This window comes from Leisingera coralii (assembly GCF_049056525.1).
GTDB classification, from domain to species: Bacteria; Pseudomonadota; Alphaproteobacteria; order Rhodobacterales; family Rhodobacteraceae; genus Leisingera; species Leisingera coralii.
Genome location: NZ_JBHUPT010000029.1, coordinates 154,134 through 177,501 on the forward strand (window position 1 = coordinate 154,134; position 23,368 = coordinate 177,501).

At 65.5% G+C, this 23,368-nt stretch carries 17 protein-coding genes and 1 pseudogene; 8 read left to right on the forward strand and 10 right to left on the reverse strand.

All coding sequences use genetic code 11. The features are described from left to right. Position 1: 1 nt before the first annotated feature. Positions 2–361: a hypothetical protein gene (locus ACFMBG_RS11510; RefSeq protein ID WP_421054838.1), complete on the reverse strand. Its 360-nt coding sequence runs from the start codon at positions 359–361 to the stop codon at positions 2–4. A gap of 138 nt (positions 362–499) precedes the next feature. On the opposite strand from ACFMBG_RS11510, the gene ACFMBG_RS11515 reads away from it, so the two are divergent. From ACFMBG_RS11515 to ACFMBG_RS11540, 6 genes and pseudogenes are all read left to right on the forward strand, one after another. Continuing rightward, on the forward strand, positions 500–1,438 hold the full coding sequence (locus ACFMBG_RS11515) for an aldo/keto reductase (RefSeq protein WP_421054839.1): 939 nt from the start codon (positions 500–502) through the stop codon (positions 1,436–1,438). 4 nt (positions 1,439–1,442) lie between these two features. Beyond that, positions 1,443–2,513, forward strand: a complete 1,071-nt coding sequence (locus ACFMBG_RS11520) for an NAD(P)/FAD-dependent oxidoreductase (protein ID WP_421054840.1) — start codon at positions 1,443–1,445, stop codon at positions 2,511–2,513. Further along, positions 2,513–3,169 carry a DUF938 domain-containing protein gene (locus tag ACFMBG_RS11525; protein WP_421054841.1) on the forward strand — a complete coding sequence of 219 codons (657 nt, stop codon included), beginning with the start codon at positions 2,513–2,515 and terminating at the stop codon, positions 3,167–3,169. The genes ACFMBG_RS11520 and ACFMBG_RS11525 overlap by 1 nt, the downstream gene beginning before the upstream one ends. 74 nt (positions 3,170–3,243) lie before the next feature. Continuing rightward, positions 3,244–3,577 (forward strand): annotated as a pseudogene (locus tag ACFMBG_RS11530) (carboxymuconolactone decarboxylase family protein). A gap of 107 nt (positions 3,578–3,684) precedes the next feature. Further along, entirely contained in the window at positions 3,685–3,984 is a 300-nt protein-coding gene (locus ACFMBG_RS11535) for a hypothetical protein (protein ID WP_421054842.1), read from the forward strand. A gap of 238 nt (positions 3,985–4,222) precedes the next feature. Beyond that, on the forward strand, positions 4,223–4,813 hold the full coding sequence (locus tag ACFMBG_RS11540; RefSeq protein WP_421054843.1) for an HD domain-containing protein: 591 nt from the start codon (positions 4,223–4,225) through the stop codon (positions 4,811–4,813). 409 nt (positions 4,814–5,222) lie between these two features. Here the strand turns inward: ACFMBG_RS11540 and ACFMBG_RS11545 are convergent, their stop codons facing one another. From ACFMBG_RS11545 to ACFMBG_RS11575, 7 genes are all read right to left on the reverse strand, one after another. Beyond that, on the reverse strand, positions 5,223–5,825 hold the full coding sequence (locus ACFMBG_RS11545; protein ID WP_421054844.1) for a class I SAM-dependent DNA methyltransferase: 603 nt from the start codon (positions 5,823–5,825) through the stop codon (positions 5,223–5,225). Positions 5,826–6,658: 833 nt separating this feature from the next. Continuing rightward, positions 6,659–9,166 carry a GcvT family protein gene (locus tag ACFMBG_RS11550; protein WP_421054845.1) on the reverse strand — a complete coding sequence of 836 codons (2,508 nt, stop codon included), beginning with the start codon at positions 9,164–9,166 and terminating at the stop codon, positions 6,659–6,661. A gap of 219 nt (positions 9,167–9,385) precedes the next feature. Then, on the reverse strand, positions 9,386–9,715 hold the full coding sequence (locus ACFMBG_RS11555; protein WP_421054846.1) for a hypothetical protein: 330 nt from the start codon (positions 9,713–9,715) through the stop codon (positions 9,386–9,388). 519 nt (positions 9,716–10,234) lie between these two features. Beyond that, positions 10,235–11,245, reverse strand: coding sequence for a VOC family protein (locus tag ACFMBG_RS11560; RefSeq protein ID WP_421054847.1), 1,011 nt, complete (start codon positions 11,243–11,245; stop codon positions 10,235–10,237). Positions 11,246–11,382: 137 nt separating this feature from the next. Then, a complete protein-coding gene (locus ACFMBG_RS11565; RefSeq protein ID WP_421054848.1) occupies positions 11,383–12,786 on the reverse strand; it encodes an FAD-binding oxidoreductase in 1,404 nt (467 codons plus the stop codon). Between the two features lie 135 nt (positions 12,787–12,921). Next, positions 12,922–14,700, reverse strand: a complete 1,779-nt coding sequence (ggt, locus tag ACFMBG_RS11570; RefSeq protein WP_421054849.1) for a gamma-glutamyltransferase — start codon at positions 14,698–14,700, stop codon at positions 12,922–12,924. A 40-nt stretch (positions 14,701–14,740) separates the two neighbouring features. After that, a complete protein-coding gene (locus ACFMBG_RS11575) occupies positions 14,741–15,727 on the reverse strand; it encodes a 2-hydroxyacid dehydrogenase (protein ID WP_421054850.1) in 987 nt (328 codons plus the stop codon). A gap of 215 nt (positions 15,728–15,942) precedes the next feature. On the opposite strand from ACFMBG_RS11575, the gene ACFMBG_RS11580 reads away from it, so the two are divergent. Both ACFMBG_RS11580 and ACFMBG_RS11585 read left to right on the forward strand, forming a co-directional pair. After that, positions 15,943–16,440 carry an SH3 domain-containing protein gene (locus tag ACFMBG_RS11580; RefSeq protein WP_421054851.1) on the forward strand — a complete coding sequence of 166 codons (498 nt, stop codon included), beginning with the start codon at positions 15,943–15,945 and terminating at the stop codon, positions 16,438–16,440. A 347-nt stretch (positions 16,441–16,787) separates the two neighbouring features. After that, on the forward strand, positions 16,788–19,001 hold the full coding sequence (locus tag ACFMBG_RS11585; RefSeq protein WP_421054852.1) for an NADP-dependent isocitrate dehydrogenase: 2,214 nt from the start codon (positions 16,788–16,790) through the stop codon (positions 18,999–19,001). A gap of 74 nt (positions 19,002–19,075) precedes the next feature. Here ACFMBG_RS11585 and ACFMBG_RS11590 read toward each other — a convergent pair whose 3' ends face one another. Continuing rightward, positions 19,076–20,968 (reverse strand): methyl-accepting chemotaxis protein, encoded by a 1,893-nt coding sequence (locus tag ACFMBG_RS11590; RefSeq protein WP_421054853.1) that lies wholly within the window; start codon positions 20,966–20,968, stop codon positions 19,076–19,078. A 233-nt stretch (positions 20,969–21,201) separates the two neighbouring features. Beyond that, on the reverse strand, positions 21,202–23,103 hold the full coding sequence (locus ACFMBG_RS11595; RefSeq protein WP_421054854.1) for a methyl-accepting chemotaxis protein: 1,902 nt from the start codon (positions 23,101–23,103) through the stop codon (positions 21,202–21,204). Positions 23,104–23,368 lie beyond the last annotated feature (265 nt).

Below are 23,368 nucleotides of genomic sequence, written 5' to 3' on the forward strand. Positions count from 1 at the left end.
ATCACTCCTCCCGGCTGCGCTGCTTCAGCTCTTCCAGCGATGCCGCGATCGACTGTATCGGCGTCAGGAAATCCGGCATCCGGAAGGCCGCCAGCAACAGCGCCGCGACCCAGAACAGGTTGTTGTGGGTGAACAGCGCCAGCAGGGCCAGGATGCCGATCACCTGGAACTGCGTGTGGTTGTCGGTATGCGCCATCTTCTCGGGAATGGCGTGCAGCGTCAGGTACAGTGCACCGATCCCAAGGATCAGCAGAATTGTGGTAACTGCCATGAAGGTGAACAGCGGGTCGCTGCCGTCGGGCCCCGGCAGATAGGCCGGCACGTGCCCTGCCGCCATGGGGTGTGCATCTGGCGTTGTCATCGGTCGTCCCCCGTCATCAATAAACTATTTAACTGCGGCCCATAGTTGCACCCGCCGCCGCTGCGACCAAGGGTTTTTTAACCCCGCGCAGCGTGGATTTCCCTTTGCCTTCGGCCACCTGCGTGCCACTCTCCGGCCATGACCAGGACACTGACCTCCCCCGATGGAAGCCCCGCCAGCCGCTTTGCTTTTGGCACCATGCAGTTCGGCGGCCGCGCCGATGAGACGCAATCGGCCCAGATGTACGCCGCCTGCCGCGCCGCCGGGATCAACCACTTCGACACCGCCTGGCTCTATACCGGCGGCAACTCGGAACAGATCCTGGGCCGCCTCATCAAGGATGAGCGCGGCCAGCTGCTGATCGCCACAAAGGCGGGCTACGAGGGCGGCGCCGGCGCTGCCAACCTGCGCGCCCAGCTTGACGAAAGCCGCCGCCGGCTGGATCTGGACATGGTCGATGTCTTCTACCTGCACCGCTTCGATCCGGACACCGACCTGCGCGAAACCATGGACTGTTTCGCGGCACTGAAGGCGGAAGGCGTCATCCGCTATGCGGCGCTGTCGAACTTTGCCGCCTGGCAGGTGATGAAGGCGCAGATGGCCGGCCTTGCCTCCGGCATTTCCGTGGACGTGCTGCAGCCGATGTATTCGCTGGTGAAACGCCAGGCAGAGGTGGAGATCCTGCCGATGTGCGCCGACCAGGGCATCACCGCAGTGCCCTACTCGCCTCTGGGCGGCGGCCTGCTCACCGGCAAATACGCCACTGGCGGCAGCGGCCGCATCACCGAGGACAAGGGCTACAGCATCCGCTACAGCCCGGCCGCCATGCACCAGACAGCCGCGGCGCTGACAGAGCTTGCCGCCCAGCGCGGCACCCATCCCGCCACCCTCGCCGTGGCCTGGGCTGCCGCCCACCCAACCGCGCCGGTGCCGATCATCTCCGCCCGCAACGCAGAGCAGCTGCAGCCCTCGCTGGCGGCGCTGGATTTTGAAATGGACGCAGAGCTTTACAGCACAATCGAAGCCTTCAGCCCGCGGCCTGCACCCGCGACTGACCGGCTGGAAGAACAGGACTAGGCCTATGCAGGATTTCATCGTCATCGGCGGCGGCATGGCCGGCATCAGCGCCGCCGCCCGGCTTGCGGACCTGGGCAGCGTCACCCTGCTGGAGATGGAGGACGCGCTTGGCTACCATTCCTCGGGCCGCTCCGCCGCGCTGTTCGAGGAGAACTACGGCCACGGCCCCACCGTCACCCTGAACCGCGCCAGTGCCGCCTATTTGCGCGGGAACGGCTACCTGTCGCCGCGCGGGCTGATGCTGGTGGGGGCCAAGGGGGACGCCGATGGCTTTGCCCGCGACGTGGATGAGCTGGGCATGGCCACGCTGGAGCTGGACGAGGCCCGCGCCATGGTGCCGATCCTGAACCCGGAGACAGTGGGCTATACCGCCATCAGCGGCGCGGCGGAGGATATCGACACCGACCGGATGCTGCAGGACTTCGCGAAAACCTTGCGTGCCGCGGGCGGGCAGATTGTGACCAAGGCGCCGGTCACCGCGATCACCCGCACCGCCTCCGGCTGGGAGGTCACCGCGGGCGGCCAGACCTATCAGGCGCGCCAGCTGGTCAATGCCGCGGGCGCCTGGGCGGACCAAGTCGCGGCGCTGGCCGGGGTGGCGGCGATCGGCCTTCAGCCCAAACGCCGTTCGATGGCGCGGCTGCCTGCGCCGGGCGGCCATGATGTCAGCGGCTGGCCGATGCTGCTGGGTGTTGGCGAGACCTGGTACGCCAAGCCCGATGCCGGCAAGCTGCTGGTCTCCCCGGCCGATACCGACCCGGTGGAGCCGCATGACGCCTATGCCGACGACATGGTGCTGGCCGAGGGGCTGGCGCGTTACGAGGAAATGGTGACGGAGCCGGTCACCCGGGTCGAAAGCAACTTTGCCGGCCTGCGCAGCTTTGTCCGCGACGGCACCCTGGTGCTGGGCCCGGATCCGGACCAGCCGGATTTCATCTGGTGCGCGGGCCAGGGCGGCTATGGCATCATGACCGCGCCCGCGGCCTCGCAGCTGATCGCCGACCTGGTGGCGGGCCGCACGCCCGTATTGGACTCGGAAACGGTGGCGGCGCTGTCCCCCGCCCGGCTGCGCTGATGCCGGTGCGCTCCGTTCCCGGCTCGGCCTCGGTGGCGGCACCTGAGGACGGCAAGCTGTTTGCCCCCGCCGCCGCCCGCAACTGCGGGGTGCTGTGCGACCTGCTGGCAGAGGTGGCCCCCGCCAAGGGCCGCGCGCTGGAGCTGGCCAGCGGCACCGGCCAGCACGTGGCGGCCTATGCCGCCCGCCTGCCCGGCCTGATGTGGCAGCCCAGCGAGGTGGAGGCCGACCGGCTTGCCAGCATCCAGGCCTATGCGGAGGAGGCAGACCTTGCCAACATCTCTCCGCCGGTTCAGCTCGACGCCACCGCCCCCGGCTGGGGCGCCGCGCATCCCGGCCAGGACCTGATCGTGCTGGTAAACCTCCTGCACCTGATCAGCGAGGGCGAGGCCCGCACCCTGATCCGCGAGGCCGCCGCCGCCCTCGCCCCCGGCGGATGCTTCGTGATCTACGGCCCCTTCATGCGCGGCGGCGAGCTGACCAGCGACGGCGATCGGGCCTTCCACGCAGCGCTCTCCACCCACGACCCCGAGATCGGCTACAAGGATGACTTCGACGTGATCGATTGGCTGCACGGCGCCGGGCTGGAGCTGCTGCAGGCGGTGGAGATGCCCGCCAACAACCTGACCCTCGTTGCGGAAAAACCGGCCATCTGACCTGTATCAAAGCCGCGCAGGAGCGCCGCCCATACACCTTCAATAATCCGAATGTATTATCGAGGGAACAGCAGATGGACTGGCACGAGAAACTGGACGGAACCCGCAAGGGCCTGCGCAATCTGAACGGGGCGATCCCGGAAACCGCCCAGGCCTTTGGCGCTTGGCAAGGCGGTGAAGCAGGGCGGCGTGCTGGAATTCAAGCAGAAGGAATTCGTCGCCTTGGGCATCGCGGTGGCACTGCGCTGTGAGGATTGCATCGGCCTGCATGTGGAGGCGCTGGTCAAGACTGGCGCCACCCGCGCCGAGGTCGGCGACGTGCTGGCGATGTCGATCCAGATGGGCGGCGGCCCGGCGATGATGTATGCCGCCAAGGCGATGGAGTGCTACGACCAGCTGACCCGCTGATCAGCCTACGGTTGCAGAAAATCCGGCTGCCTGACCTGGATCAAGGCAGCTGCGCCCGGCTCCGCTACAGCTCTTGCTGACCTAACGTAAAGCAGGACCTGAAAGTAATGATGCATGGTGAATCCGAGGCGCCTCTTGCCAGCCCGCCCCTCCCGGCCGGCGCCGCGCCGGACCTGATCCCGGATGGCAGCGCGGCGTCCAGAAAGGCGGAGCTGGCGGTGCTGGAGCTGGCCGTCGCCCTGGGCTGCCCCGGTTGCATCAGCACCCAGACAGACGTTCTGGTGAAGGGAGGAATACCCCGCGCCGCATTTTGCGAGGCGCTGCAGAAATCCATCGATGCCGCCGGGCCGCTTGCCATGATGGGGGCCGCCCGGGCGATGGACCGGTTTGATGAACTGACAGCCTGAATCACCGGCTGCGGCGCGCAGCTCTGCCGCGCCCCGATCCGGTCGCTGACGGCGGCCTGGGGGAAAATCAGCGCCCCGCCGTGAAAACTGCCGGCGGCCTCAACCGTCAGAAAGTTCTCATCGGCACTGATCTGCAGAGCGATCTATTTTTCCGATCAGTCCGAGCAAATCAATTCGTTATCCCTAGCTGGCCCGGAGGCGCTACGCTGTCCGCAGATCAACCAAAGGACTCGCGCCGATGCTGGACAAAAGCCACAAGCCAACCTGGACCAGTTTCACCGAAGCCACCCCCGAGGACTGGGCCGCGGTGGAGAAATACGAGGAAGAATACAACGCCGCCCTGCCGGAGCGGATCCTCGACGCCATCCGCTCGCTGGACGAGGACTGGACCCCCTACCCGGTGAACCGCTACCAGCATTGCCTGCAGGCGGCGACCCGCGCCTGGGAGGACGGCGCCGATGACGAGATCATCGTGGCGGCCCTGGTGCATGACGTCGGCGACATCCTGTCGCCCTACAACCACGGCGAGCTGTCGGCGGCGATGATGAAGCCCTACGTCAGCGAGAAGACCTACTGGATCCTCAAGCACCACTGCGTGTTCCAGGGCTTCTACTACAACCACCACTTCGGCGGCGACCGCAACGCGCGGGACAAGTACCGCGACAGCCCCTATTGGGAGGACTGCCGGTATTTCTGCGAGAATTACGACCAATGCGCCTTTGACCCGGAGTATCCGACCAAGCCGCTGGAGTTCTTCGAGCCGATCCTGCGCAAGGTTCTGTCGCGCGGCTGGGGCCATATGGAGCTGGCGGAAACAGCCGAGGACTGAGCTGCCCGCCAGGCAGCTTCTGCCAAAATATGAGAGGGGCCGGACGGCCCCTCTCATGAGAACTGCTTTTGCCAGTCCCGCCAGCCTTCATCGACCGAGGGGATCTGGTCCAACTGCTCCCCGGCAAAGCGGGTGGCGATCACGTAGCGCTTGCTGTCCACAGGGATCATCACATGCCTGCCGCCTGCGTCCGGGAAGCCGCCGCACCGGGTGCCGGGGAGGAAGCCGGCAAGCCTCAAAGGAGCAGTTGCGCCGCGCGATGCGCGCCGCTACCGGAGCCAGGCAGGCCGCGCCTGAGGCGCGGCCTGCCTGGCCCAACGGGACCCTTCGGATTTCACATCCGAACGGGGACGGGCGGGAGGGGTTCGGGCCGCCTTGCCTGGCGCCGTCAAACGCGCTGGTTACAATCTCAGCCCGCAGCGCGGATGCCAGCGCCCATCAGAACCGGCATCGCCTGGCCGCCGGCGTCCATCTCAAACGCCGGTTCAGCACGTATTGACCCAAGGCCTGCAGTCCGCAAAGCCTCTCTCACTTGCGAGAGCGTCAGCCCGGAGCCGCCTTCGTCCGCGGCCAGCCAGTCCCACTGCACAAACATCCCGCCGCTGTTCAGCAGGCCCGCCAGCGCCGCCACCGCGCCCGGGTAGTCTGGCAGGAAACCGCACACGGAGGAGGCGCATATCAGATCAAAGCCGGTGAGACCGTCCCCGGCCTTCGCCGCGCTGCCGTCCAGAATGTCTGCGTGGAGGGCCCTGACATTGGGCAGCGCCTTGTCCTGCAGCACCGCGATCATCCGGTCCGAGGTGTCAACGGCCACCACCTCCTGCACATGCGGCGCGAGCTTTTCGCTCAACAGCCCGGTGCCGCAGCCGAAATCAAGCACCCGCTTGTCCTGCCAGCCGCCGCCGGTGATGCCGGCATAGTCGTCCAGCGCGGTAAAGGCCCGGGCGGCATAATCCCGGACATCGCTGTTGCCGTCCCAGCCGTCGGCGTAATCGTTCCAGCCGTCGCTCATCTTGCCTGCCTTTCCTGCTTTGGTGTCTCAGGCCCGGGACAGTGAAGCGGCGGGCGGCGGGCGTCAACAGGACGAGTCAAACGGTCAGGCTGCAATGAGACGCGAGAAAGCCTGGGGGAGCGATGGTACATGAGCGCCAAAAAGCCCGGAATCAAGGCGAAGCCGCCGGGCGAGCGCCTGACCGCCCGCACGGGCTGGCGCTTCCGCGAGGGCAGTGGCCCCGCTTGAGCCTGGAGTGGCACTGGCAGGGATAAAGCGGCCTGCACCACGGTTGCAGCGCCACCCCGCGGTCAGGCGTGCGCCCGGCTCGGGCAATCGTTGTATTGCGGCGCACTGCCGGTCTTGGCTTTAGCTTTTGCGGCCCCGCAATCCGACCAGTATGAGGACTGCAACCAAGCCCGCAAACGGAACAGCGGCTGTGCGTGCAAAATCCGCTACGCTTGCCTTCCAACGCTAAGCACCTAGCGTCTGCAAATCATCCATTCTGTCGAGTATTTCCATAGCCGCTCCCAGTAGACAGGCGACTGCAAATGCTCCCAGAAAGGGCTTCACGCGAACCGGTCTCCCCGACAAAAGGATCGCCGCGAAGGTCAGCACGAGCCCGATAACAACGTGCAGTATGTCACGATCAATAGGCACGTATTGCGCAAGCAGAAGCTTTTACGATTGATACCATGAGGCCGTTTGATCCATCCCCCAAATAAATACAGGCAACATCTTTTTAAGCAACGCGCGGCGAAAGGAACGGCGCGTCCACGCTCCAACGACGACTTGCCCCAATAAAAAAAGCCCCGGCACTTTGGCCGGGGCTTCCTTGTTTCTTCCGTCAGACCTTAGCCGTCTTTCCGGATGACTTCGTTCTTCGGATCGTAGGGGCTGTCGCAGGTCACGACCGCATCCCACAGCTTGTCCTGGATCTTGACCTGCAGCTTGGTGCCTTCCACCGCGTACTCAGGCTTTACATAGCCCATGCCGATGGATTTCTCGAAGGCCACCGAGTAACCGCCGGAGGTCAGGCGGCCCACACGGGTGCCGTCTGCGGCATAGAGCGCCTCGCGGCCCCAGGGATCGGCGTCGCTCGGTCCGTCGATCAGCAGGGTGCAGCACTTCACGCGCACGCCGGTCTCTTCCAGCTTGGCCTTGCCGTGGAAGTCTTTCGACAGGTCGACAAAGCGCGGCAGGTCGGCTTCCAGCGGGGTCGCGTCGCGGCCCAGCTCGTTGCCGAAGGCGCGGTAGGACTTCTCCTGGCGCAGCCAGTTCTGGGCGCGGGCGCCGACCAGCTTCATGCCGTGCTTCTCGCCGGCTTTCTCCAGCAGGTCGAACAGGTAGTTCTGCATCTCGATCGGGTGATGCAGTTCCCAGCCCAGTTCACCGGTGTAGGCAACGCGGATCGCATTGACCGGGCACATGCCCAGTTCGATCTGCTTGGCCGACAGCCAGGGGAAGCGCTTGTTGGACAGCGCGGTTTCCGGATCGGCGTCGACGATCACCTCTTTCAGCACATCGCGGGACTTGGGGCCTGCGATGGCGAAAACGCCCCACTGGCTGGTCACGTCCTGGATCTCGATGTAGCCGAACTCTTCCATCTTGTCTTCGGCCGCTTTGCGCAGGAAGTCCGCGTCATATTCGGACCAAGCGCCGGCGGAGACCAGATAGTAGTTGTTCTCGCCGTTGCGGACGATGGTGTATTCGGTGCGGGTGGTGCCGGCAACGGTCAGCGCGTAGGTCAGGTTGATGCGGCCGACCTTGGGCAGTTTGTTGCAGGTGAACCAGTCCAGGAACTGGGTGGCACCGGGGCCTTTGACGACATGCTTGGTGAAGGCGGTTGCGTCGATCAGGCCAACGCCTTCACGAACGGCCTTCGCCTCTTCCACGGCATACTGCCACCAGCCGCCGCGGCGGAAGGAGCGGGCGTCGTGGTCGAAGTTTGCCGGCGCGTCCAGCGGACCGTAGTAGTTCGGGCGTTCCCAGCCGTTGACCCAGCCGAACTGTGCGCCGCGGGCCTTCTGGCGGTCGTAGGCCGGTGCGGTGCGCAGCGGACGGCAGGCTTCGCGCTCTTCGTCCGGGTGGTGCAGGATGTAGACGTGCTCATAGCACTCTTCGTTCTTGCGGGCCGCGAACTCGGTGGTCATCCAGTTGGAGGAGTAACGCTTGGGGTCGAGCGACGCCATGTCGATCTCGGCCTCGCCGTCCACCATCATCTGCGCCAGGTAGTAGCCGGTGCCGCCTGCGGCGGTGATGCCGAAGGAGAAACCTTCTGCCAGCCACATGTTGCGCAGGCCCGGGGCCGGGCCGACCAGCGGGTTGCCGTCGGGGGTGTAGCAGATCGGGCCGTTGAAGTCGTCCTTGAGGCCGCTCTCGGCGCAGGACGGAACGCGCTCTGCCATCGCCATGTACTGCTCGGCGATCCGGTCCAGATCCAGCGGGAACAGGTCGGCGCGGAAGCTGTCCGGCACGCCGTGCTCGAACTGTGCGGGCGCGCCGCGCTCGTAGATGCCCAGGATCCAGCCGCCGCGCTCTTCGCGGGCATAGGATTCGTTGTCGGCGTCGCGCACAACGGGGTGCTCGGGGTTGCCTGCTTCGCGCCATTTGACCAGCTCGGGGTCCTTGTCCATGACGATGAAGGTGTGCTCGACCGGGATTGCCGGCATCTTGATGCCCAGCATCTTGGCGGTGCGCTGCGCGTGGTTGCCCGACGCGGTCACGACGTGCTCGGCGGTGATCACCACCTGCTCGTCGGAGGGAACCAGGTTGCCGCCTTTTTCGACCATCTTGGTGCAGGTGACTTCCCAGTGGGTGCCGGTCCAGTGGAAGGCATCGGCCTGCAGCTTGCGGACGATCTCGACGCCGCGCTGACGGGCGCCCTTGGCCATCGCCTGGGTCACGTCGGCCGGGTTAATGTAGCCGTCCTCGGTGTGGTAGATCGCGCCCTTCAGATCGGAGGTCTCGATCAGCGGCCAGCGCTCCTTGATCTGCTCCGGGGTCAGCCACTCGTATTTCACGTCGCAGGTTTCTGCGGTGGAGGCATAGAGCATGTACTCGTCCATGCGCTCCTGGGTCTGCGCCATGCGCAGGTTGCCGACCACGGCGAAACCTGCGTTCAGGCCGGTTTCCTCTTCCAGGGTCTTGTAGAAATCGACCGAGTACTTGTGGATGTGGGTGGTCGCATAGGACATGTTGAACAGCGGCAGCAGGCCGGCTGCGTGCCAGGTCGAGCCGGAGGTCAGCTCGTCACGCTCGATCAGCATGACGTCCTCCCAGCCGGCCTTGGCCAGGTGATAGGCAATCGAGGTGCCGACGGCGCCGCCGCCAACAACAAGTGCTTTGACTTGGGTTTTCATTCTCCCGCTCTCCAGCTTTGTGAGATTCTTGGCAGTGGTTATGCCCGCGCATTGAAATCCGCGCAAAATCAGGCCGACGCAAAAACAGCCAAAACCGACCTTGCGCGCCACAGCATACCGGATTCTGGCAGCGGATTTGACGGCAATGGCGTTTTTCTGCGCAGCAAAAAGGGGGCTCGCGCCCCCTGATGGTCCCATTTCAGGCTGTCCTGCCCCCTGTCAGCAGTCCGCCACATTGCCGCGGCGGATGCAGACCGGCGGCGGCGCCTCTTCTGCGCCCGGCGCTTCCGCGACCTGCTCGCCGCCCGAGAACAGGCGCTTGCCATAGCTGGCAGCCTCACCCCAGACCGACGTTCCGCCGCCGTCAGCCAGGCGGGTTGCCTCCCGGGCCCGGGCGCGGGCAAACCGTTCCTGGACGATGGTGCCATAGTCGGTGGCGCTGAGATCGCCCCAGCTGAGGTTCGCGTCGCGTGTCTGGATAAAGTAGTCATATCCGATCACCGCCTGAGTGCTGAACACCAGGATGCCCATCGCTTTTCTCAGTCCCATGCTGCCCTCCGGTTCCGCGGGAATGCTCCGTGTTCATCCCAAATCAGGACCTGGCGCAGAATTGCGGCAGCTTTCCGGTTTTTCGGGGAAGAGTTCCGTGCAATTGCGCCTATCCGGCCCGGGCTCCTGCCCGGCCGGCTGCTGTTGCGTTCTGCCTGTGCTGTTCCTTGAGAGCTGATTGCCAGCGGTAAGGATTGGCGGCGCCGCCAAGAGGCGGAGGCGGGACGGGAGGTTCCTCCCGCACGCTGAACGTTGTCTCTGCGTACCCTTGCCACAGGGCCCTGTTCCTGGATGCCGGGGGTGTCAGGCCCAGCGGTGACCGCGATCAGGAGCCATCATGGCAGACCGGGCTTAAGATGCAGTGAGACAGGCGTGCGCGAGGTGTGCAACACCCCTGCAGAGCCTTGGCGCGCTGGTTGCACAATGAGTATTTTTACAAAGAAGAAGAGAGGGCTGCGCTTCTTCTTTGCCCAAATACTCAATATCCTGCCCTCTGCGGCAGCCTGCTACGGGCATGGGCTACAACGCCGCCAGCGCCCCGGCGATCACCCAGAGGCTCAGCCCGATCCAGGTGCCGGTCAGCCCCCAGAACAGCAGCGGATGGGTGCTGCGGCGGACCGGTTCGATGAAATCGGCGCGCCCCGTGCGCAGCGCGGGCCAGCTCCACAGCAGGAACAGCACGCCCCAGAACAGCGCAAGGTCCAGCACCACCGCCAGCCAGATGCAGATCAGGCCCAGCGCGGCTTTCCACGGCAGGCCGCTGCCGCCGTTTGCCGCCTGTGCCGCCTCTTCCGGCCCCAGCGCCTGCATCATGAAGGCGGCGCCTTGCGGGTCGGCGGCCATCAGGCGGCCATCCTGCAGGTCCACCGTCACCTCGCCGCCCAGCGCCGCCAGTTCGTCCCTGGCCTGCGCCAGGGAGCGCACCGCAAAGCAAGGCATCCAGTAGCGGAACTTGCCGCGGATCTCTTCCGGCACCTCCTCGGCAACCGCCACCAGGCTGCCGTCCGGGTGGCGGATATCAAAGACCGGCCAGGGGGCCTCCGCGGCCTTGTGAAAGGTCCAGCCGAACAGGTCCTTGTAGAACCCTTCAATCAGGGAAATGTCCGGCACATGGTGATAGCGGCGCAGCACATGGCCGGGATGCGGCGGCCCGGCGGGCGGGGTGAGGCTGCTGCCCTCCACCAGGGTGAAACCGGCGCCGGAGGGATCGCGCACCAGGGCGATGCGGCTGTGTTCATCAAAGGGTTGCGGCTCGATCTCGATGATGGCGCCCTCGTGGCGGCGGGCGGCTTCGACCCTGGCGTCCAGATCCTCGACATGGACATAGGACATCCAGAAAGAGGGCATATTTATCTTCGCCAGAAACTCCGGCATCGGAAACACCGCGGCGGCGGTGTCCGCACCGTCCCGGGCAAAGTCATACGCCGCATCCCCGCCGAAAGACCAGCCGAACAGGCCCGCATAAGTCTTGCGCGCCAGTGCCATGTCGAAAGTGGAGAGGTCCGTCCAGATAAAGTGCCCGATGGTCATGAAAGCCGTCCCTTCGTGTTGCCTGCCAGTGATCTAGGCATCGCGGAGCGGAAGCGGAATGCACAATTCTTGCTGTTTTCCATTAGCGTGCGGCCAGCCGCGCCGGGCCAGCGCCTGCGGCTTGTGCCGGGCCGGGGTCACATTTCCAGGATCTTGCCCGGGTTCATGATGTTCTCCGGGTCCAGCGCGGCCTTGACCGCGGCCATGTAGCGGGTCGCCGCGCCCAGCTCCTGCTGCAGATAGGGGCGCTTGCCCTGGCCGATGCCGTGCTCGCCGGTGCAGGTGCCGTCCATCGCGATCGCCATCTCGTTGAGCCAGCCGATGTATTCGTCCGCCTTCTGCCGCTCCGCGTCGCTGTCCATGTCGATGAGCAGCAGCGCGTGGAAGTTGCCGTCGCCCACATGGCCGACCATCGGCGCCAGCAGCCCCATGTTTTCGGCCTTTTCCCGTGCAGCAGAAACGCATTCCGCCAGCTTGGAGATCGGCACGCAGACGTCGGTGGAAATCCCCTTGGCAGAGGGGCGCAGCTGCAAGCAGGCCCAGTACATGTCATGGCGCGCCTGCCACAGCTTGCTGCGTTCCTCCGGCGTCGAGGTCGCGGCGGTATCGAAGCCGCCGAATTCCTCGGCGATGGAGGCGAACATGTCCGACTGCTCCACCACGCCCGCGTCCGAGCCATGGAATTCCAGCAGCAGCAAGGGCGTCTCCGGCAGGTCGAGGCCGGAATAGGCGTTGGCGGCGCGTACGCTGAGCGCATCCAGCAGCTCGATCCGGGCGACGGGAATGCCGTACTGGATGGTCATCATCACCGCGCGGCAGGCGTCATCGACGGAGCGGAAGGAGCAGCGGGCGGAGCGGATCGCCTCGGGGATGCCCTGCAGCTTCAGGGTCAGCTCGGTGATCAGGCCAAGGGTGCCTTCGGACCCCACCAGAAGGCGGGTCAGGTCATAGCCGGCCGAGGATTTCTTGGCCCGCTGCGCGGTGCGGATCACACCGCCGTCGGCCATCACCGCCTCTAAGCTGAACACATTGTCCTTCATGGTGCCATAGCGCACCGCATTTGTGCCGGAGGCGCGGGTGGCCGCCATGCCGCCCAGCGAGGCATTGGCGCCGGGATCGATCGGGAAGAACAGGCCCTGGTCGCGCAGGTAGGTGTTGAGCTGCTCCCGGGTGACGCCGGGCTGGACCACCACGTCCAGATCCTCGGCATGCACCGCAATGATCTTGTCCATCCGCATCATGTCGATGCAGATGCCGCCTGCGGGGGCGTTCACATGGCCCTCCAGCGAGGTGCCGGTGCCGAAGGCAATGACCGGAACGCCGTATTCCGCGCAGACCTTGACGATCTCCGAGACCTCTTGGGTGGACGTCGGGAAGACCACCGCATCGGGCGCCTGGTTGGTAATCCAGGTGGTGGTGTGGCCGTGCTGTTCGCAGATCGCCTGGCCGGTTTGCAGCTGGTCGCCGAAACGCTGTTTCAGGGTCTCGATGGCGGCCGCGATCCCGGCCTCGTTGCGCGGCAGTGAGGTGGCTTGCACCATGATCGGTCTCCCCGGAAGATGGGCATGACGCCCGGAACATTCACCTGTTAACCTACGCCCCGCAGTTACGGGGCGGCAATACCCAGTAGCGGGTAGAGGCGCCGCAGCCCGGCGTGGCCGCCAGGCAAGAGAGTGTTACCCGCCCAGCGCGATCCCCTCGCGGCGCGGATCAGCGGCGCCCTTCAGCCCCTCGCCGATCTCGATCGCGTGCAGGCCGGAGTTCAGGTCGCGGACCTCCACCTCAAATCCCATCCCGGTCAGTGCATCCCCCAGCCCTTCGGCGCTGGTGCCTGCCTCCAGGTCATAGGTGCCGAACCGGTTGACCAGATGCGGCAGCGCCAGTGCCTCCTGGATGTTCAGCCCCCAGTCGGCCCAGGCGATGATGGATTTCGCCACATAGCCGATGATGCGGCTGCCGCCGGGGGAGCCGATGGCCAGCACCGGCTTGCCCTCGCGCAGCACGATCGCCGGCGCCATCGAGGAGCGCGGCCGCTTGCCCGGCTCCAGCCGGTTGGCAATCGGCACGCCATTGGCGTGGGTACGGAAAGAGAAGTCCGTCAGCTCGTTGTTCAACAGGAAGCCTCCCGCCATCAGCCGCGAGCCAAAGGCGTTTTCAATCGTCGTGGTCATTGACAGCACATTGCCGTACCGGTCCACGATCGAGATATGCGAGGTCGAGGGCAGCTCGATCGACTCGTCATCCGCCAGCAGCGCATGGTCGAACTCCGGCGACCCCGGCGCCACCTCGGGCAGCGCATCATCGCCCTGCAACAGCTCCGCCCGGCTGGCCAGGTAATCCGCCGCCACCAGCCCATGGGTGGGCACCGGCACATAGTCGCTGTCCGCCATGTAGCGGCTGCGGTCGGCAAAGGCGAGGCGCGAGGCATCGCCGATCAGCCGCCAGGCCTCGGCGCTTTCCGCCCCGAGCTCAGCCAGATCATAAGAATTCAGCATGCCCAGGATCTGCCCCACTGTGAGCGCACCGGAGGACGGCGGGCCCATGCCGCAGGCCTCGAAATCGCGGTAGGCGACACAGACCGCCGGGCGTTCCTTGACCTGATACAGCGCAAGGTCGGTGGCCGAGAGCACGCCGGGATTGCCCTCGGCAGTGCTGACGGCGTGAACGATCTCTGCGGCGATGGACCCTGAGTAAAACGCCCCGGCCCCGTCCTTGGCCAATGCCCGCAGGGTTTCGGCATAGTCCGGGTTCAGCAGCACCGCGCCTTCCTGGACCGGTTCTCCCTGCGGCAGGAAGTAGGCGGCGGTGGCCTGGAACCGTGCCAGCCGCTCGGCATCGCTTGCCACCAGACCGGCCAGGCGCGGCGAGACGGCAAAGCCGTCCTCTGCCAGCCGGATCGCCGGTTCAAACAGCGACGGCCAGTTGGCCTGCCCCCAGCGGCGGTGCGCCGCCTCCAGCAGCGCCGGTGTGCCCGGGGTGCCGACAGAGCGGCCGCCGACCACCGCGTCAAAGAACTGCAACGGCTCGCCGCTTTCATCCTGGAACAGCGTCGGCATCGCGGCCAGCGGTGCGGTCTCCCGCCCGTCCAGCGTTGTCACCTCGCCGGTGGCAGCATCGTACCAGACCAGAAACGCGCCGCCGCCAAGGCCCGAGGATTGCGGCTCCACCAGCCCCAGCACGGTCTGCACCGCCACCATCGCATCCGCCGCGGTGCCGCCTGCGCGCAGGACCTTGGCCCCGGCCTCCACCGCATGCGGGTTGGCGGCGGCAACCATCCAGTTTTCCGCTTCCACAGGCTGCCCGGCGGCCTTGGCCTCCAGCGCCGCGGCCACTTCAGGGGAAATCGCCTCAAAGGTGCCAGCGGTTGCCCCTTCGGGCGCAACGGCGTCCGAGGCCTCCTGTGCGGCGGCGGAGCCCGCGGCAAACGCGGCAGTGGCCAGAATCAGATACTTCATGAAAGTCCTCCCTAAAATGTCCAGCCACGCTGCGGTGCGCTTACAGCATCGACGGCACCACCTGATCCGGCGGGCGGTGGCCGTCCGCGAATGTCTTGATGTTCAAAAGCACCTTCTCGCCCATCTCGATCCGGCCCTCGATGGTGGCCGAGCCCATATGCGGCAAGAGCACAACATTCGGCAGCTCGCGCAGGCGCGGGTTGATGTCGGTGCCGTGCTCATAAACGTCGAGGCCCGCGCCCGCGATCTCCCCGGCGCGCAGCATCCGGGTCAGCGCCATTTCGTCAATCACCTCGCCGCGCGAGGTGTTGATGATCACCGCCGAGGGTTTCATCAGCTTCAGCCGCCGCGCGTTCATCAGGTGGAAGGTGGAGGGCGTCGAGGGACAGTTCACGGAGATCACATCCATCCGGGCCACCATCTGGTCGAGGCTCTCCCAATAGGTGGCCTCCAGCTTCTCCTCGATCTCCGGGCGCAGGCGGCGCCGGTTGTGGTAATGGATCTGCATGCCAAAGGCCGCGGCACGCTTGGCCACCGCCTGGCCGATCCGGCCCATGCCCAGAATGCCAAGACGGCGCCCGGCGATCCGTCCGCCCAGAAACGCAGTTGGCGCCCAGCCCTTCCAGTCGCCCTTCTGCATTACCGCCTGCCCTTCGGGCATCCGCCGCACCACCGCCATGATCAGCGCCATGGTCATGTCGGCGGTGTCATCGGTCAGCACGCCAGGCGTGTTGGACACAAGGATGCCGCGCTGGCGGGCGGTGGCCACGTCGATATGGTCAACGCCGGCGCCGTAATTGGCAATCAGCTTGAGCCGGTCGCCCGCCTGGCCCAGAAGCCCAGCATCAATGGTGTCGGTGACGGTGGGCACCAGCACATCGGCGTCCTTCACCGCCGCGGCCAGCTCGGCCCGGGTCATCGGCGTGTCATCCTCGCGCAGGCGCACATTGAACAGCTCGCTCAGCCGGGTCTCCACAGGTTCCGGCAACCGTCGCGTAACGACAACACTCAGTCGGTCTCTTGGCACTTGTGCTCTCCCTTGGGCTTTTCAATTCGCACGCCTCCATGGCATCGTGGCGCAGGATGCGAAGAGGCACAAGAACCCAAGCGCATTCCCTTGCCCGCAACCGGAAATTTAGCCGGGCGGCAGGGGCACAAGAAGACGGGCAGAAGACCGGAACAAAAGGCTGGGCGCAACCTGGCTGGGCAAGAAGAGGCGAACAGGCAGTGAGACAAGCGGCAATGGCAATCCGCCATCTGGCGGCAGCGGCGGCAGCCTTGGCCCTGACGGGCGCGGTCTGCGCCGCCGAATCCCGCGGACCGGTCACCAACCTCCCCCTGCCCCGCTATGTCTCGATGAAGGCCGCCACGGGCAATGTGCGCCGCGGGCCCTCGCTCAGCCACAAGATCGACTGGGTGTTCAAGCGCCGCGGCATGCCGCTGGAAATCACCGCCGAATACGGCCACTGGCGCCGGGTGCAGGACCGCGACGGCGCCGGCGGCTGGGTGCACTACGCACTTCTGTCCGGCGTGCGCACCGTGCTGGTCGAAGAGGACATGCTGACCGTGCATTCCCGCCCTGACACCCGCGCGCCGGTCACCGCCGCCTTTGAACTGGGGGTGGTCGCCCGCCTCGGCGAATGCGAAACCAGCTGGTGCGAAATCTCGGCCGGCGGCTACAGCGGCTGGGCCCCCAAGAAAAAGCTCTGGGGCGTCGCCCCGGACGAGCTGCGCGAGTAACGCCGCCTTTTTCATCTTTCCCCAAATACTCCGGGGTGAATTGGGCCAAAGGCCCAAGAGGGGCAGCGCCCCCTCTTCTTTCCGACCTGCAGGGCAGCGCCCCGCCCCTGCGCCCCTGCCCCGCTCCCCGGGACGCTGCCGCGGCAATCCGCGCGGGGGCCGGATGCGCCAAACCATTGCACCCGCAGCAATGGTGTTCTACATGGGGGCCGTACCTATGGCTGCCAAAGCAGGTTCCGGCCCGGTTTCCCGGGCCCCGCATCGGCAGCACCGGAATACCCTCACCGGCGCGGCCCGTCCGCGCTGCCGTCACAAAAGCCTCCGAGATCGCTGAAAGGTTGTGGAACATGGCAGAAAATCAAACCCCGGACATATTGTATACCATTGTAGACGAAGCGCCCGAACTGGCCTCGGCATCTTTCCTGCCGATCATCCGCAAGTTCGCCGCCGCCGCCGGTGTCTCTGTCGGCACCAAAGATATTTCGCTGGCAGGCCGCATCCTCGCCGCCTTCCCGGAAAACCTGACCGAGGCGCAGCGCCAGAGCGATGACCTGGCAGAGCTGGGCGAGCTGGTGAAGACCCCGGACGCCAATGTCATCAAGCTCCCGAACATCTCCGCCTCGGTGCCGCAGCTGGTGGCCGCCGTCACTGAGCTGCAGGGCCAGGGCTATGACATTCCGAACTACCCGGAAGAGCCCAAGACCGACGAGGAAAAGGCCATCCGCGCCCGCTATGACGCCATCAAGGGCTCGGCGGTGAACCCGGTTCTGCGCGAAGGCAACTCCGACCGCCGCGCCGCCAAGGCGGTCAAGAACTTTGCCCAGAAGAACCCGCACTCGATGGGAACCTGGTCGGCGGACAGCAAGACCAAAGTGTCGTCGATGCCGGGCAACGACTTCTATGCAAACGAGAAATCCGCGACCATCACCGCCGCGCAGGCCGGTGACGCGAAGATCGAATTTGTGGCCAAGGACGGCTCCGTCACCGTGCTGAAGGACAGCTGGCCGCTGGCCGAGGGCACCGTGGCCGACGCCACCTTCATGTCCGCCAAGGCGCTGTCGGCCTTCCTGAAGGACGCCATCGAGGACACCAAGGCAGACGGCACCATGTTCTCGCTGCACATGAAGGCCACCATGATGAAGGTCTCCGACCCGATCATCTTCGGCCATGCGGTCAAGGCCTGGCTGGCACCGGTGTTCGACCAGTTCGGCCCGCAGCTGGAAGCCCTGGGCGTCAATCCGAACTCCGGCCTTGGCGACCTGTTGAACCGGGTCAAGGACAACCCGGAAATCATGGCTGCCATCGACGCCGTGCGCGCCGAGCGCCCCTCCATGTACATGGTCGACAGCGACAAGGGCATCACCAACCTGCACGTGCCCTCCGACGTGATCATCGACGCCTCGATGCCCGCGGTGATCCGGGCCGGCGGCAAGGGCTGGGACGAGAACGGCAACAAGGGCGACACCAACTGCGTGATCCCCGACAACTGCTATGCGCCGGTCTATGACGAGACCATCAAGTTCTTCAAGGAAAACGGCGCGCTGAACCCGGCCACCGCCGGCGCCGTCGCCAACGTCGGCCTGATGGCGCAGAAGGCTGAGGAATACGGCTCCCACCCCACCACCTTCGAGGCGCCCGCAGACGGCACCATCCGGGTGGTTCTGGCCAATGGCGACACGCTGCATGAGCATGAGGTGGAAGCGGGCGACATCTGGCGCTCCTGCACCGTCAGGAAGGCGCCGATCGAGAACTGGATCCAGCTGGCGATGGACCGTCAGCGGCTGACTGGCTCCGAGGCGATCTTCTGGCTGGACGCAAACCGCGCCCATGACGCCGAGCTGATCAAATACGTGAAGCCCGCGCTGGAGGCCGCAGGCGTTGCCGGCAAGTTCCAGATCCTGGCGCCGCGCGAAGCCACCCGCCAGTCGCTGGAAACCATCACCAAGGGCGAGGACAGCATCGCCATCACCGGCAACGTGCTGCGGGACTACCTGACCGACCTGTTCCCGATCCTGGAACTGGGCACCTCGGCCAAGATGCTGTCGATCGTCAAGCTGATGAACGGCGGCGGCCTGTTCGAGACCGGTGCCGGCGGTTCTGCACCCAAGCACGTGCAGCAGCTGGTCGAGGAAAACCACCTGCGCTGGGATTCGATGGGTGAATTCTGCGCGCTGGGGGAATCGCTGAACTTCCTCGCCGACAGCAAGGGCAACAAGAAGGCCGGCGTGCTGGGCGCCGCGGCAGAGGACGCCACCCAAGGCATCCTCGACAACAACCGCTCGCCCTCGCGCAAGGTGGGTGAGCCGGACAACCGCGACAGCCACTACTGGTTCGCCCGCTACTGGGCCGAGGCACTGGCGGCGCAAACCGGGGACGCGGAGCTGGCGGCGCATTTTGCCCCGATCGCCGAAGAGCTGGCCGCCAAGGAAGAGCAGATTCTGGGTGAACTGGCCGCGGCACAGGGCGGCGCAGCCAACATCGGCGGCTACTACCACCCCAGCGCTGAACTGAAGGCCAAGGTGATGCGTCCTTCGGCGACGCTGAACGCGATCATCGGCTGATCCTTTCGGACCAATGCAAAGAGAAAACGCCCGGGGTTTCCCCCGGGCGTTTTTGTTTCGGCTGGCCGTATGGGTCAGAAGTCCTGCCACAGATCCCTGGCGGCGTTGCCTTCTGCCACCGCGGCCGGCTGCGGCGTGGCCTCGATGTCCCAGCTGCTGGGGCCGTGCGCGGTCGGTGCTGCCGCCTGTGCCGGGGCAGTCCTCGCCGGGGCGGCCGCGCGGGTGCCGGGGATCTTGAAGTGGGCGACCAGACCGGTCAGCCTGGTGGCATCCTCCTTCAGCAGCTGGCCGGCTGCGGTGGATTCTTCGACCATGGCTGCGTTCTGCTGGGTCACCTGGTCCAGCTGGGTCACGCCCGTGTTGATCTCGGCCAGGCCGGTCGACTGTTCCGCGGCGCCTTCGGCGATGCCGGACACCAGCTCGGAGATATGACTGACCTGCGACACGATGCTTTGCAGCGCCTCGCCCGCCTTGCCGACCAGCTCCACGCCGCGTTCGACCTGGCCGGTGCTGTTGCTGATCAGGGTCTTGATTTCCATCGCCGCGTCCGAGGAGCGCTGCGCCAGCGCCCGCACTTCCGAGGCCACCACCGCAAAGCCGCGGCCCGCTTCACCTGCCCGTGCCGCTTCGACGCCCGCGTTCAGGGCCAGCAGGTTGGTCTGGAAGGCGATGTCGTCAATCACCCCGATGATCTGCGAGATCTGGCTGGAGGACTGCTCGATCTCGGTCATCGCGGTGACCGCGCTTTGCACCACTTCGCCGCTGGTTTCGGCCTCGCGCTTGGCGTCCTCCATCGTCGCCTCGACGCTGCGGGCGCCCTCGGCGGCGGATTTCACCGAGGCGGTCAGCTCATCCAGCGCGGCGGCGGTCTGCTCCAGGGTTGCAGCCTGGCTTTCGGTGCGGTGCGACAGGTCATCGGAGGCCTGGCTGATCTCGCCCGCGCCGCTGCGGATGCTGTCAGCCGCGGCAATCACCTGCTCCACGGTCTGGCTGAGGGTTTGCGCGGTGCTGTTGAAGTCGCGGCGCAGCTGCTCGTATTCAGCCGGGAAGGTTTCGGTGATCTGGGCGGTCAGATCGCCCTGCGACAGGTCCGAAAGCTTGCTGCTGAGCACCTCCACCACGCTGCTGCGGGTGGCGTCGAGCTGCTGCTGCTCCTGCTCCATGTCCTGCTGCCGGATCAGCGCCTGGCGGAACACGTCCACCGCCCGGGCAATTTCGCCCAGTTCGCTGCGCGCGCCGGATGAGGGGATACCGCTTTCGGTGTCGCCATCCGCCAGTGCGGTCATCCGGTTCTTCAGTCCGTTCAGCGGGGCGGTGACGCTGCGGGTGATGAAGAAGGCCGCCGCAGCCAGCAGCAGCAGGCCGCCGCCGAGAACCGCCAGCGACTTGTTGCGCATGGCCGCAACATCCGCTTCGATATCAGAGACATAGGCGCCGGTGCCGACAATCCAGCCGAATGGCTCGAAGACCTGCACATAGCCGACCTTTGCCTCGATCACCTCGGAGCCCGGCTTTTTGAAGTAATAGGTCAGCTCGCCCGCGCCTTTGGAGGCCGCGATCTTCTCCAGCTCCTGGAACACCTTGATGCCGGTCACATCCTCAAAGGCACCCTGGTTGGTGCCGACCCAGTCCGGCACCGTGGGATGCGCCTGAACCACCAGGTCGTGGTCGAAGACAAACACATAGCCGGACTCGCCAAAGCGCAGCGCCGTCAGCCGCTCGCGGCCGATGTCGAGGGCCTGTTCCGGTGTGAACCGCCCGGTCCTGGTTCCTTCATCCAGGTCGCGCAGCAGGCTGACCGCCGCGTCGGTGACATTGTGCAGCTCCTTGTAGCGCATCTCGTAGGCGTTGTTCACGGCCTGGTTCAGCATCACGAAAGTGAGCACAGCAGTCAATCCAAGCGCGAGCAGCGTCAGGGAATAGATGCGGACGGGCAGACGGTAGAGAAAAGCGGGTATTCGGGGCATATTTGCAGAGCCTTCATTGCAGGTCTATTGCCGACCTGTTTAGGAGGCAGTCTCTAACAAACCCCTACCCTGCAAGGACCTGCCGGAGTTTTGATGCCGGTTTTCCGGAAGTTTTTGCCGCATTTTGAATGGAATGCCGCACAGGCGCCCCTTGGGCCGCGGTCTGGCCCAATGCAACGGAAAACACCCGGAGGAACCCCCGGGTGTTTTCTCGTCTCGGTTGTCGCCAGGGATCAGAAATCCTGCCACAGGTCCCTGGCGGCATTGCCTTCTGCCACCGCGGCCGGCTGCGGCTTGGCCTCGATGCCCCAGCTGCTGGGGCCATGCGCGGTCGGTGCCGGGGCGGCCTGTGCCGGAGACGCAGCGGCCTGAGCCGGGGCGGCCGCGCGGGTGCCGGGGATCTTGAAGTGGGCGACCAGCCCGGTCAGCCTGGTGGCATCCTCCTCGAGCATCTGGCCGGCTGCAGTGGCTTCCTCCACCATGGCCGCGTTCTGCTGGGTCACCTTGTCCAGCTGGGTGACGCCGGTGTTAATCTCGGCCAGGCCGGTCGACTGTTCGGCGGCGCCCTCGGCAATGCCGGACACCAGCCCGGAGATATGGCTGACCTGCGACACGATGCTTTGCAGCGCTTCGCCCGCCTTGCCAACCAGTTCCACGCCGCGCTCGACCTGGCCGGAGCTGTTGCTGATCAGGGTCTTGATCTCCATCGCCGCGTCCGAGGACCGCTGCGCCAGCGCCCGCACTTCCGAGGCCACCACCGCAAAGCCGCGGCCCGCTTCACCTGCCCGTGCCGCTTCGACGCCTGCGTTCAGGGCCAGCAGGTTGGTCTGGAAGGCGATGTCGTCGATCACCCCGATGATCTGCGAGATCTGGCTGGAGGACTGTTCGATCTCGGTCATCGCGGAGACCGCGCTTTGCACCACTTCGCCGCTGGTTTCGGCCTCGTGCCTGGCGTCCTCCATCGTTGCCTCGACGCTGCGGGCGCCCTCGGCGGCGGATTTCACCGAGGCGGTCAGCTCATCCAGCGCCGCGGCGGTCTGCTCCAGGGTTGCAGCCTGGCTTTCTGTGCGGTGGGACAGGTCTTTCGACGCCTGGCTGATCTCGCCCGCGCCGCTGCGGATACTGCCGGCCGCGGCGATCACCTGCTCGACGGTAGCGCTCAGATTCCTGGCGGAGGTGTTGAAGTCCTGGCGCAGCTGTTCATAGTCCTTGGGGAAGGCTTCGGTGATCTGCACCGTCAGATCACCCTGCGACAGAGCGGACAATTTGCCGCTGAGCGCCGACACCACCTTGCTGCGCTTCTCGTCGAGTTCCTTCTGCGCCGCCTCCAGTTCCTGCTGGCGGATCAAGGACTTCCGGAACACGTCCAGGGTCCGGGCCATGTCGCCGATTTCGCTCTTGTTGGTGGTGGCCGGAATGGCGCTGTCGGTGTCCCCGTCGGCCATCGACTGCATGCGCCCGCGCAAGGCGCTCACCGGTCCGGTGACACTGCGGGTGATCAGGGTTGCCCCCACCATCAGCACCGCCAGGGTCACGAGCAGCGCGGTCGCGGTTGTGATGATGTTCTGCCGCACGTTGGCCTCGATATCCGAAACATAGGCACCGGTGCCGACGATCCAGCCCCAGGGTTCGTAGACCCGGATGTAACCCATCTTGGCCTCGATCACGCCGGTGCTTGCGTTGGCGAAATGATAGATCAGCGAGCCCTGGCCCTCGGCCTTGGCGATCTTGAGCATTTCCTGATAAATCTTGACGCCGTTTTCATCGGTCAAATCGGGCTGGCGGGTGCCCACCCACTCCGGCAGAAAGGCATTTGCGGTGATCACCAGATCAAAATCAAAGGCGTGAAAATCACCCGCGGTGCCGAATCTCAAACTGTCGAGCGTTGCGCGCCCCATCTCACGCGCCGTTGCCTCGTCCAGTTGGCCCGCCTCGACCTGATTTTGCAATTCGTCCAGTTGGCTGAAGGCCAGATCGGTAATCTGGTGCAGTTCGCGTTCGCGGCTGGCGTATTCGGCGGAATTTGCCCGGATCAGCAGGAAAGCTGTCAGCATGGCAAACAACAGAACGGCCAAAGCAGCCAGAGCGTAGATCCGGACGGGCAGACGGTAGAGAAAAGCAGGAATTCGGGACATATTCAGCAGAGCCTTCATTGCAGGTCTATTGCTGGCCAGTTTTAGAATGCAGTCTCTAACAAACTCCTACTCCGCGTCGCCGGGACCGGTGCTTTACCGCCTGTTTTCCGGGGAGTTACCGCATTTTGCGAGGTCAGCGTCCATGGGCCTTTGCAGCCGGCCTTCCGGCGCGGATTATCCGGCTTGCGGCTTCAGCAACCAGGCTTTGCAAACGCAGAACCGCCGCTGGCGTTATGCGCAGCGGCGGTTTTGCGTTTGGTCATCG

What these genes read in the sequence shown, in the direction of transcription:
- ACFMBG_RS11510 (WP_421054838.1), bottom strand. Translation starts at nt 361, where the DNA reads ATGACAACGCCAGATGCACACCCCATGGCGGCAGGGCACGTGCCGGCC.
- ACFMBG_RS11515 (WP_421054839.1), top strand. Translation starts at nt 500, where the DNA reads ATGACCAGGACACTGACCTCCCCCGATGGAAGCCCCGCCAGCCGCTTT.
- ACFMBG_RS11520 (WP_421054840.1), top strand. Translation starts at nt 1,443, where the DNA reads ATGCAGGATTTCATCGTCATCGGCGGCGGCATGGCCGGCATCAGCGCC.
- ACFMBG_RS11525 (WP_421054841.1), top strand. Translation starts at nt 2,513, where the DNA reads ATGCCGGTGCGCTCCGTTCCCGGCTCGGCCTCGGTGGCGGCACCTGAG.
- ACFMBG_RS11535 (WP_421054842.1), top strand. Translation starts at nt 3,685, where the DNA reads ATGATGCATGGTGAATCCGAGGCGCCTCTTGCCAGCCCGCCCCTCCCG.
- ACFMBG_RS11540 (WP_421054843.1), top strand. Translation starts at nt 4,223, where the DNA reads ATGCTGGACAAAAGCCACAAGCCAACCTGGACCAGTTTCACCGAAGCC.
- ACFMBG_RS11545 (WP_421054844.1), bottom strand. Translation starts at nt 5,825, where the DNA reads ATGAGCGACGGCTGGAACGATTACGCCGACGGCTGGGACGGCAACAGC.
- ACFMBG_RS11550 (WP_421054845.1), bottom strand. Translation starts at nt 9,166, where the DNA reads ATGAAAACCCAAGTCAAAGCACTTGTTGTTGGCGGCGGCGCCGTCGGC.
- ACFMBG_RS11555 (WP_421054846.1), bottom strand. Translation starts at nt 9,715, where the DNA reads ATGGGACTGAGAAAAGCGATGGGCATCCTGGTGTTCAGCACTCAGGCG.
- ACFMBG_RS11560 (WP_421054847.1), bottom strand. Translation starts at nt 11,245, where the DNA reads ATGACCATCGGGCACTTTATCTGGACGGACCTCTCCACTTTCGACATG.
- ACFMBG_RS11565 (WP_421054848.1), bottom strand. Translation starts at nt 12,786, where the DNA reads ATGGTGCAAGCCACCTCACTGCCGCGCAACGAGGCCGGGATCGCGGCC.
- ggt (WP_421054849.1), bottom strand. Translation starts at nt 14,700, where the DNA reads ATGAAGTATCTGATTCTGGCCACTGCCGCGTTTGCCGCGGGCTCCGCC.
- ACFMBG_RS11580 (WP_421054851.1), top strand. Translation starts at nt 15,943, where the DNA reads ATGGCAATCCGCCATCTGGCGGCAGCGGCGGCAGCCTTGGCCCTGACG.
- ACFMBG_RS11585 (WP_421054852.1), top strand. Translation starts at nt 16,788, where the DNA reads ATGGCAGAAAATCAAACCCCGGACATATTGTATACCATTGTAGACGAA.
- ACFMBG_RS11590 (WP_421054853.1), bottom strand. Translation starts at nt 20,968, where the DNA reads ATGCCCCGAATACCCGCTTTTCTCTACCGTCTGCCCGTCCGCATCTAT.
- ACFMBG_RS11595 (WP_421054854.1), bottom strand. Translation starts at nt 23,103, where the DNA reads ATGTCCCGAATTCCTGCTTTTCTCTACCGTCTGCCCGTCCGGATCTAC.